The following is a 10,046-nucleotide window of genomic DNA, read 5'->3' as shown; positions in this document are numbered from 1 at the left end:
CAAACGATGCGCGCCACACGCCCACGCAGGACAATTGGCATTAACTATCAAGCACACTGTTGAGTTCTCAAGCAACCGACACGCACCGACTCCAACCCGTTTCCAGGCCTTCACTCGGGGCAACTTCTCTAACCTACCAGACCGGCCTCTTCGTTTCAAACCCGGCAAACCGGGTCACACGTGGAGGTCGATCCCCGACGTCAGGCCCTGGAGGCGCGAGGCATCCAGTTCAAGATGTCGGATTTCAGTCCGGGGCAACGGCCACTTCGCGGCGGCTCCGAGGAGCTTCGCAGTGGTGTCCGTCTCTCCCTGCCGGGCTGACTTCGAGAACATTACGGGGAGGTGAACGGTCCGGTCAACCCGGTCCCGCGTGACCCCCGTCACCGAGCCCGGTCACCTCCCCGTCACCCCCGCGCCGTCGGTCCCGCGTCACCGCCAGCACCACCGCCAGCACCACCGCCCGCGTCACCGACGGCCCCCCGGTACCGCTCGCCCATCTCGCGGACCGCGGCCCGCAGCTCGGCCGGCCCGACGACCTCGAACGGGACGTCGAACATGCCGACCCACGCGGCCAACCCACGCCACGACCACGACCCGGCGACGAGCCGCGACCGGTCCGGCCCCAGGGCCTCGACGAGTCCCTGGTCCCCCACCCACGGCGCGAGGTCGTCCGCCCGGGCGTGCAGGACGAACTCGCCCTCGGCGGGCCACCGCGGACGGGAGAGCTGGTGCGCGACGTACGCGGCGACGTCGGGCACGGTGCCCTGCCCGCGGGTGCGCCGCGCCCTCCCCGCAGCCCCCTCTCGCCCGGCAGCAGCGCCCCCGGCCGGTTGGGCACCCGGTGCCACGTCCCCACGCGACCGGGCTACGGCCCCCCGGGCAGCCGGGACCTCGGGCAGGTCGCGCGGCGCGAACCGCGGCCCCGTGGGCATCCGCGGTGTCATCCGGTCGACGCGGAACGTGCGCCAGTCCTGACGCTCGAGGTCCCACGCGACGAGGTACCAGCGCCCGCCCCACGTCACGAGGTGGTGCGGCTCGGCGCGGCGCGGCGGCCGGAACGCCGCGTCGCCCGAGCCGAGCAGCGCTGAGGACCCGCCGTCGTAGTCGAAGCGCAGCACCTCGCGCGCCCGCACGGCGCTGCCCACGGCGACCAGCACGGCCGGGTCGACGTCGGGCCGCGCGGCCTGCGCGGACGACCGCACCACGGTCACCTCGAGCGCGTCGATCCGCCCGCGCAGCCGCGCGGGCATGACCTGACGGATCGTCGCGAGCGCCCGCTGCGCCGGTTCCTCCAGTCCGCCCACCGGCGAGGTCTGGAGGGCGACCGCGACCGCGACGGCCTGCTCGTCGTCGAACAGCAGGGGCGGGAGGTCGGCACCGGCGTCGAGGCGGTACCCGCCGTCGGGCCCCTTGGTCGCGCGCACGGGGTAGCCGAGCTCGCGCAGGCGGTCGACGTCGCGACGCACCGTGCGCGGGCTGACGCGCAGGCGCTCCGCGAGCGCCTCCCCCGGCCAGTCGCGGCGGGCCTGGAGCAGGGAGAGCAGGGCGAGGAGCCGGGCCGAGGTCTCGAGCATGCCCCCAGCGTCGCACGAGGTAGCGGACAGAACCTGACCTCTACCTCCGCCAGGGTGGAACCACACCCACTCCTGGAGGACACCGTGATCCACACCCGCTCCCTCACGAAGGACTTCGTCGTGAGCCGCCACGAGACCGTGCACGCCGTGCGCGGCATCTCGCTCGACATCGCGCCGGGCGAGCTCGTCGCCGTCCTGGGCCCCAACGGGGCCGGCAAGACCACGACCCTGCGCATGCTCACGACGCTCATCGCGCCCACCTCGGGCAGCGCGACCGTCGCGGGGTACGACGTCGTCGCGCACCCCGCGCAGGTCCGGCACCACATCGGGTACGTCGGGCAGGGCAACGCCGCGGGCCACAACCAGCGGGCCGTCGACGAGCTCGTGACGCAGGGCGTCGTGTACGGCCTCGACCGCCGGGCCGCGCGCCGTCGGGCCGACGAGCTGTTCGAGGCGCTCGACCTGACCGCGCTGCGCACGCGCAAGGTCGCGGACCTCTCGGGCGGGCAGCGTCGCCGCCTCGACGTCGCGATGGGCCTCGTCCACTCGCCGTCGCTGCTGTTCCTCGACGAGCCCTCGACCGGCCTCGACCCGCACAACCGCGCCAACCTGTGGGAGCACGTCCTGCGCATGCGGGCCGACGCGCTCGCCACCACGTGCGACCCCATGACGATCGTCCTGACCACGCACTACCTCGACGAGGCCGACACCATGGCCGAGCGCGTCGTCGTCGTCGACCACGGCGAGGTCATCGCGGACGACACCGCGGAGGCGCTCAAGACGAACCTCGCCGGGGACCGCGTGGTCCTCGACGCGACGACGCCCGACGACGGCGCCCGCCTCGCGCGGCTCGTCTCCCGCGCCGACGGGGTCCGGGAGGTCGAGACGGCCGGCACCCAGGTCACGGCCCGCGCCGCGGACGGACCCGCGCTCCTCCCGACGCTCCTGCGCGCGGCCGACCACGGGGGCGTCCCCGTCGCTGCGGCCCAGGTCCACCGCCCCACGCTCGACGACGTGTTCCTCGCGCTGACCGGGCGCAGCCTGCGCGAGACCGCGACGCCGGACGACCCCACCACCTCGACCTCCGCACCGACCACCGAGAGCACGACGCTCTCCGGGAAGGACGCAGCATGAGCACCGTCGACACCACGACCACGGGCCACGGCCCTGCTCCCGCCCGCACGCAGCGCGGCTCCAGGCCGACGGCAGGACGCCCCGGCACCCGCCCCCGCGGGCGGCTCGCGCACCTCTCGCGCGACACCTCGATCGTCCTGGTCCGCGAGCTGCGCCCGCTGCTCCACGACCCGTTCTCGGTCGTGTTCGGCCTGGTCCAGCCGCTCGTGTTCCTCGCGCTGTTCGGGCCCCTGCTCGTCGGCACGCTCAGCGGGCAGGACGGCGGCGCGGCCGGGACGCTCGGAGGCAGCGTCTGGCAGTGGTTCGTGCCGTCGATCCTCGTCATGACGACGCTGTTCGGCACCTCGACCACGGGCGCGAACCTTCAGCAGGAGCTCAACACCGGGGCCCACGAACGCATGCTCGTCTCGCCCCTGTCCCGGCCGTCGCTGCTCGTGGGGCGCGCGCTCAAGGAGATGGTGCCGATCGCGGCGCAGTCCGTCGTGGTCGTGCTCGTGATGCTGCCGTTCGGGTTCGACCTCTACCCCGTCGGTGCGGTGCTCGGGCTGCTCATGCTCGCCCTCTTCGGCGTCGGCGTCGGGTCGCTCAGCTACGCCCTGGCCCTCGCGGTCCGCAAGCAGGAATGGATGTTCTGGCTGGTCCAGCAGACGCTGCTCTTCCCGCTCATGATCCTGTCCGGCATGCTCCTGCCCCTCGAGACCGGCCCCGCATGGATGCAGACCGCAGCCCGCCTCAACCCCCTGACCTACCTGGTCGACGCCGAGCGATCCCTCTTCGCGGGCGACCTGACCTCGTCGGCCGCCGCCTGGGGCTGGGTCGCCGCGCTGGTGACCGCCGCCGTCGGGCTGGCCGTGGGGATCCGGACCATGGTGCGCAGCACGGACTGACGCCACGCGCACGACGCGGGGGCGGCACGCCACCCCCGCGTCGTGCGCGCCGGCGACGGTGCGGTCAGGCGTACTGCTCGCGGAACGCGTCCGTGAGCGTCGGCCCGCCGTCGCCCAGGCGCCACACGCTCCACCCGTCGGCCGTCGCCGTGCCCGACGCCGCGATCGCCGCCGCGTCCGGGTGACGGAAGCGCGCGCCGTCGGTCAGCTCGATGAAACCGTCCGGGTACAGGACCGCCTCGAAACGCTGACCGCGACGCGGACGCGACCACACGAGCGACACAGGCGTACCGAACGAGCGGGCGAGCGCGTGCAGGTCCGGGTCGTCGTCGGGATCGTCGTCCAGCACGGAAGCGGGCGGGGCAGGCGGCGCCGGCACGAGGTCCTGCCCCAAGGGGTCGATCGTGCTCAAGGCGTCGACCACCGGGACGTTCACGGGCGGCTGGTACGACAACGGGTCGTACGCGGGCACCTCGGCCTCGTACGACTCACGCGTCAGCACCGACTCGCGCGTTCGGATGGACTCACGGGTCCGGATCGACTCACGCGTCAGGATCGAGGCACGGCTCGGCATGCGCGACGACAGGGCATCCTCCGCCGCCTGCGTCGACGAGGACCGACCGAACTCCGCCGCCCCGTCCGCGGGCGGCGACGCGAGCAGGGGCACGGGCGGCACCGGCGGCCCCTGCGGGACAGGCGGCACCGAGAGCTCGGCGGACAGGCCCCGGTCCGCGCCGAGCAGCGGCTCGTGGACCGGTTCGAGCGGCCCCGTCACGTCCGCCGAACCCGCAGCGCTGCCGTAGACCGTCGCGGCGGCCTCGAGCTCCGAGCCCCGACGACGGTCGGCCCGCGAACGCTGCGTCACGATCGGCAGCTTGCCCGTGAGCGCGCGCCCCACCGCGACGCCCTCGGCGAAGTCCGCGGTGCGCTGCGCCGACCGCGTGGGCTCGACCGCCGCCCGGGGCGGAGCAGCCGGGACCGCCGGACGCGCCGACCGCTCCGGCACCAGGGGCGAGACGTCGACGAACCGGCGACCGTCCGCCCCGTGCATCACACCGAGCTTGAGGACCGACACCGACGAACCGGGCTGGCGCAGGAAGTCGAGCGCGTCGACGATGCCGTCCTCCGCGCTCGAGCAGATGACGATCAGGCGGGCCCCCGTGGCCCGCGACGTCGCCTGCGAACGCGTGAGCGGCACGTTGTCGTAGAAGGTCGTGACGTCCTGCTGGAACCGTGCCGCGCCCCCGGCGTAGCGGCTCGCGAGCTCGGCCCGCGTGAGCTGCCCCGCACGGCCGGCGTGGTTCATGGCCCGCGTCAAGGTCTCCTCGGTCAGCTCCGAGACGACCTCGATCACGACGGGCAACCCCGCGGCGTCGAGCGCCAGCAGGTGCGGCTCGTCCGTCGACGCCCCCTGCCGGACGGGGAAGATCTGCTCGCCGAGCAGGCCGTCCAGGTGGCCGTCGACCACGCGCTGCGCGACCGTGCCGAAGCCCCCACCCGCCGGCTGCGACGGGCGGACGAGAACTGGACGCTCGGCGTCCACCTCGAAGAGGGGCATGGGGTCTCCTGCGGCTCGGGTAGCGACCTCGAACGCCACCCGGGACGGCGGCGTTGCCGCATAGCCTACGACGCCCGTGCGAGCGACTCGAACGAGTCCGTTTCACCCGCTGGGACGAGGCCGCCCCGGCCGGTCTCAGTCCTGGGCCAGGCGCTCCTCGACACGCTCGACCTTGCCGGTCAGCTCCCCCGTCCGACCTGGGCGGATGTCCGCCTTGAGCACGAGAGAGACGCGGTGCCCACCGGCCCCCACCGCCTCGGTCGCGCGCTTGACGACGTCCATGACCTCGTCCCACTCCCCCTCGATCTCGGTGAACATCGACGTGGTCCGGTTCGGCAGCCCCGAGGCGCGGACGATGCGGACGGCCTCGGCGACGGCGTCCGTGACGGACTCGCCGGCACCGAGCGGGGCGACGGAGAATGCGAAGATGGCCATGAGGCCATCATGCCGCCCCCCGTGCCGCCACGTCGGGCTGGCCGTAGCGTGGGCGCATGGTCACCAGGCGCAGCACCCAGACCGTCGGCGACGACGCGGTCGTGGCCGCGACAGGCCAGCCCCGGGCCGCGTGGTTCGAGCTCCTCGACGCCCACGGCGCGACAGGGTGGGACCACACCCGCATCGCGTCGTGGCTCGTCGAGAACCAGGGCGTCGACGGGTGGTGGGCCCAGTCCCTCACCGTGGCGTACGAGCAGGAGCGCGGCCTGCGCCTGCCGGGCCAGCGCGCCGACGGCACGTTCGACGTCTCCGTCACCAAGACCGTCGCGGCGACGCCCGCCGCGGTCTACGCCGTCGTGTCCGACGACGAGGCTCGCTCCGCATGGCTGGGTCCGGCGCTCGCGGAGGTCGGGGTCACGGGCGACCTGGACGTCGTCGGGCAGACGATCGACCGGTCCGTGCGGCTGCGCTGGCCCACCGACGCCGTGGGCGGGGCCGCGGGGCGGGCACGCCGCGTGCTCCTGGCGTTCGACGCCGCGCCGTCGGGCGTGGCCGACGGTCACCGGACCCGGGTCGCGGTGAGCTACTCCGGGGTGCCGACGGCCGAGGAGGTCGCACCGCTCAAGACCTTCTGGAAGGGGCGGCTCGACGCCCTGGCGACGCTGCTCTGACGGTCTCGTTCGCATCCCCCGCCAAGCCGGGCGTCCCCCGCGGCACGTAGCGTGGGCCTCATGCGTATCGGAGCACACGTCGACCAGGCCGACGCCGTCAACCAGGCACGAGCGATCGGTGCCGACCAGGCCCAGGTCTTCCTGGGCGACCCCCAGGGCTGGAAGGGCGCCGAGTTCACGTACCCCGGCGGGGCCGAGGCCCTGCGCGCGGACGCGGCGGCCGCCGACCTCGACCTGTACGTGCACGCGCCGTACGTCATCAACGTCGCGAGCACCAACAACCGCATCCGGATCCCGAGCCGCAAGGCGCTCCAGAAGATCGTCGACGGCGCGGCCGAGATCGGTGCCAAGGGTGTGATCGTGCACGGCGGCCACGTGACCGCGACCGACGACGTCGCGGTCGGCTACGACAACTGGCGCAAGGCGATCGACGCGCTCGACGCCAAGGTCCCCGTGCTGATCGAGAACACCGCGGGCGGCGCGAAGTCGATGGCCCGCACGATCGAGAGCATCGGGCGGCTGTGGGACGCGATCGGGGCCGCGGAGGGCGGCGACCGGGTCGGCTTCACGCTCGACACGTGCCACGCCTGGGCGGGCGGGATCGACCTGAGCACCGCCGCTGACCAGGTCCGCGCCGTGACGGGCCGCATCGACCTGGTGCACGCGAACGACAGCCGGGACACGTTCGGCTCGGGCGCGGACCGGCACGCGCACTTCGGCGACGGGCTCGTCCCGCCCGACGAGCTGGTCGCGGTCATCGCCTCGGCCGGGGCGCCCGTGATCTGCGAGACGCACGGCGACATGGGCCCGGACATCGCCTGGTTGCGCGCACGCCTGGGCTGAGCGGCCCGACGGCGCCGCTCGCCCGGGGTGGGCGGGTGCGGGTCGGTCGGCGCGATCGTCGGGGGGCACGGTGGCCGGACCGGACCGGACCGGACCGGACTGGACCGGACTGGACCGGACTGGACCGGATCCTCGCCGAACATGCGGTTGGCGTGGATCGAACATGCGGTTGGCGTCGCATTCGGAGGAGAAAGGGACGCCAACCGCATGTTCGGCACCGGGCGGATCAGCCCGTGTTCTGCAGGCCCGCCGCGACGCCGTTGACCGTGAGCAGCAGCAGGTGCTGCAGGCCGTCCTTGTACTCGCCCTCGGCGCCAGAGCGCAGACCGCGCAGCGCACGGAGCTGGAGCAGCGACAGCGCGTCGACGTACGGGCTGCGGAGCTGGACCGCACGCCCCAGGACCCGGCGACCGGCGAGCGGCCACTCGTTCCCGGAGATCTTCAGGACCCATTCGCGCGTCAGGCGCAGCTCGTCGAGGATCTTGGCCGCGAGGTCGTCACGGTCGCCGAGCGCGAGGTAGCGCTCCGCGATCCGCTCGTCGGCCTTGGCGAGCGACATCTCGACGTTGTCGATGAGCGTCGCGAACAGCGGCCAGTCACGGTGAGCCTCGCGCAACCGCTCGAGGTCGCCGAACTCCTTGAGCGAGGTGCCCAGGCCGTACCAGCCGGCGAGGTTGATGCGGGCCTGCGACCACGAGAACACCCACGGGATGGCACGCAGGTCCTCGAGCGACTCGACCGACAGGCCGCGGCGGGCCGGGCGTGACCCGATCGGGAGCAGCCCGACCTCCTCGAGAGGCGTGACCTCGGAGAACCACTGCGGGAAGCCCTCGCTGCGGACCAGCGCGTGGAAGTGCTCGCGCGACGTCGAGTCCAGGGCCGCGGCCACGTCGGCGAAGCGAGCGGTCGCCTCGGCGTTGCGACGCTCGACCGACGGCGCGGAGGCCAGCAGCGTCGCCGCGGCCACCTGCTCGATGTGGCGGGCCGCGATCGTCGCGTCACCGTAGCGGGCCGTGATGACCTCGCCCTGCTCGGTCAGCTTGAACCGGCCGTCGACCGAGCCCGGGGGCTGGGCGAGGACCGCGCGGTTCGCAGGGCCACCGCCGCGACCCAGGGCGCCGCCGCGGCCGTGGAACAGCGTCAGGTTGATGTCGTGCCGCTGCGCCCACTGCGCGATCCGGCTCTGCGCCGAGTGCAGCGCGAGGGTCGCGGAGACCGGTCCGACGTCCTTGGACGAGTCCGAGTAGCCGAGCATGACCTCGACCTTGCGGCCGTTCTCCGCGAGGCGGCGCTGGACCTGCGGCAGCTCGAGCGCGGCCTCGAGGATCTCGACGCTCGCCTCCAGGTCCGCGAACGTCTCGAACAGGGGGATCGCGTCGATCACGGGTGCGTCCTCTGCGCCCTCGAACGCGAGCTCGGCGAGCTGGTAGACCGCGGCCAGGTGCTCGGGCTTCTGCGTGAACGACACGATGTAGCGGCGGGCGGCGCGCACGCCGTACCGCTGCTGGATCGAGCCGATCGCGCGGTACGTGTCGAGGACCTCGCGCGTGCGGTCGGACAGCACACCGTGCACGCCGTGCTCCGCGATCTCCGCGAGGGCGGCCTCGTGGACCTGCGAGTGCTGGCGCACCTCGAGCTCTGCCAGGTGGAACCCGAAGGTCTGCACCTGCCACACGAGCTGCTGCAGGTCGCCGTACGCGGCGCGGGGCGCGCCCGCCGCGATGAGCGAGTCCTGGACGACCTTGAGGTCGGCCTCGAGCTGCTCGGGCGCCGTGTACGCGAGGTCCGCGTCGCGCAGCCTGGTCGCGGCGATGCGACGGGCCACGACGAGCATGACCGCGCGGTGCGGCTCGGCCGGGGACTCCGCTGCGGCCTCGGCCGTGATGGCCTCGGAGAGCTGGCGCTGCTTCTGCCACAGCGAGCGCAGCCCGTCGGACGCGGGCGTGCCCTGCTCGTCGAGCGTCAGCGTGCGACCGATGCGCTGCGCCGCCCGCTCGAGGGCCTGGAGCGCGTGGTCGGCCGCGATGGCCGCGGCCTGGCGCGTGGTCTCCGCGGTGACGTTCGGGTTGCCGTCGCGGTCGCCGCCGATCCAGGTGCCGAGGCGCACGAACGGTGCCGCCTGCGGGCGGTCGTGGCCTGCCTTGTCCGCGAGCAGCCAGTCGTCGAGGCGACGGTAGACCGTCGGGAACACCGTGAAGAGGGTCGCGTCGAACACGCTCATCGCGGTACGGACCTCGTCGAGCGGCGAGGGCTTCGCGGCGCGGATCGGGGACGTGCGCCACATCCCGTCGATCTCGGCGAGGAGCTTGCGCTCGTTCTCCGCGAGCGACGCGCCGCCGGCCGGCAGGGCGTCACGCTCGGTGAGCAGCGCGGACAGGCGACGGATCGAGGCCGAGATCGCCCGACGGCGGGCCTCGGTCGGGTGCGCGGTGAGGACCGGGCGGAACTCGAGCCGCTGGAGGCGGGCGAGCGCCTCCTCGTGCCCCACCTCGTCCGCGAGCTGCGTGAACGCCTCGGGCAACGTGTCGTCGACGACCGACGGCGCGAGCTCGGCCTCACGGTCGTGCAGGACGCGCACACGGTGGTGCTCCTCGGCGAGGTTCGCCAGGTGGAAGTACACGGTGAACGCACGTGCCACCTGCTCGGCGCGCTCGTGGCTGAAGCCCTCGACGAGACGCTCCGCCTCCTCGAGCGCGGCGTCCGCGTGCTCGCCGTACGCGCGGATCGAGAGCTCGCGCAGGTGCTCGACGTCGTCGAGCAGCGCGGGATCCCCCGACTCCGTCAGGACCGTGCCGAGCAGGCGGCCGAGGAGCCGGACGTCGTCGCGCAGCGGCGCCGGGACCTCGTGCCGGGCGCCCGTGCGGCCGTTGCCGTCGGTGGATGCGGGGGGAAGGTTGTCTGTCACGGGTCCGTAGCCTAGGCGCTCGGCGGCTCGGCTTGTCGA

General features: G+C 73.7%; 8 protein-coding genes. 4 read left to right on the top strand and 4 right to left on the bottom strand.

Going from position 1 to position 10,046, the window contains the following annotated elements; genetic code table 11:
• Window positions 1–404: 404 nt before the first annotated feature.
• Window positions 405–1,574 (bottom strand): helix-turn-helix transcriptional regulator, encoded by a 1,170-nt coding sequence (locus IE95_RS0116595; RefSeq protein WP_051703228.1) that lies wholly within the window; start codon window positions 1,572–1,574, stop codon window positions 405–407.
• Between the two features lie 84 nt (window positions 1,575–1,658).
• Here IE95_RS0116595 and IE95_RS0116590 point away from each other — a divergent pair, with 84 nt between their 5' ends.
• Together IE95_RS0116590 and IE95_RS0116585 are read left to right on the top strand one after the other, a co-directional pair.
• The gene (locus tag IE95_RS0116590) at window positions 1,659–2,708 is read left to right on the top strand and encodes an ATP-binding cassette domain-containing protein (protein ID WP_030152880.1); all 1,050 of its coding nucleotides are present in this window, start codon (window positions 1,659–1,661) and stop codon (window positions 2,706–2,708) included.
• A complete protein-coding gene (locus IE95_RS0116585; RefSeq protein WP_030152879.1) occupies window positions 2,705–3,595 on the top strand; it encodes an ABC transporter permease in 891 nt (296 codons plus the stop codon). Before IE95_RS0116590 ends, IE95_RS0116585 begins: the two co-directional genes overlap by 4 nt.
• Before the next feature lie 64 nt (window positions 3,596–3,659).
• On the opposite strand, the gene IE95_RS19815 is transcribed toward IE95_RS0116585, so the two are convergent.
• Both IE95_RS19815 and IE95_RS0116575 read right to left on the bottom strand, forming a co-directional pair.
• Window positions 3,660–5,153 (bottom strand): restriction system modified-DNA reader domain-containing protein, encoded by a 1,494-nt coding sequence (locus IE95_RS19815; RefSeq protein WP_051703227.1) that lies wholly within the window; start codon window positions 5,151–5,153, stop codon window positions 3,660–3,662.
• Window positions 5,154–5,288: 135 nt separating this feature from the next.
• Entirely contained in the window at window positions 5,289–5,588 is a 300-nt protein-coding gene (locus IE95_RS0116575) for an MTH1187 family thiamine-binding protein (RefSeq protein WP_030152873.1), read from the bottom strand.
• A 56-nt stretch (window positions 5,589–5,644) separates the two neighbouring features.
• Between IE95_RS0116575 and IE95_RS19810 the strand changes: the two genes are divergently transcribed.
• Together IE95_RS19810 and IE95_RS0116565 are read left to right on the top strand one after the other, a co-directional pair.
• Window positions 5,645–6,259, top strand: a complete 615-nt coding sequence (locus IE95_RS19810) for an SRPBCC family protein (protein ID WP_051703226.1) — start codon at window positions 5,645–5,647, stop codon at window positions 6,257–6,259.
• 60 nt (window positions 6,260–6,319) lie between these two features.
• A complete protein-coding gene (locus IE95_RS0116565; RefSeq protein ID WP_030152868.1) occupies window positions 6,320–7,102 on the top strand; it encodes a deoxyribonuclease IV in 783 nt (260 codons plus the stop codon).
• Between the two features lie 226 nt (window positions 7,103–7,328).
• Here the strand turns inward: IE95_RS0116565 and IE95_RS0116560 are convergent, their stop codons facing one another.
• Window positions 7,329–10,007: a phosphoenolpyruvate carboxylase gene (locus IE95_RS0116560; RefSeq protein WP_030152866.1), complete on the bottom strand. Its 2,679-nt coding sequence runs from the start codon at window positions 10,005–10,007 to the stop codon at window positions 7,329–7,331.
• Between the last annotated feature and the right edge of the window lie 39 nt (window positions 10,008–10,046).

It is taken from the genome of Oerskovia turbata (assembly GCF_000718325.1).
GTDB lineage: Bacteria > Actinomycetota > Actinomycetes > Actinomycetales > Cellulomonadaceae > Oerskovia > Oerskovia turbata.
This window is presented reverse-complemented; position numbering and strand designations above follow the sequence as displayed.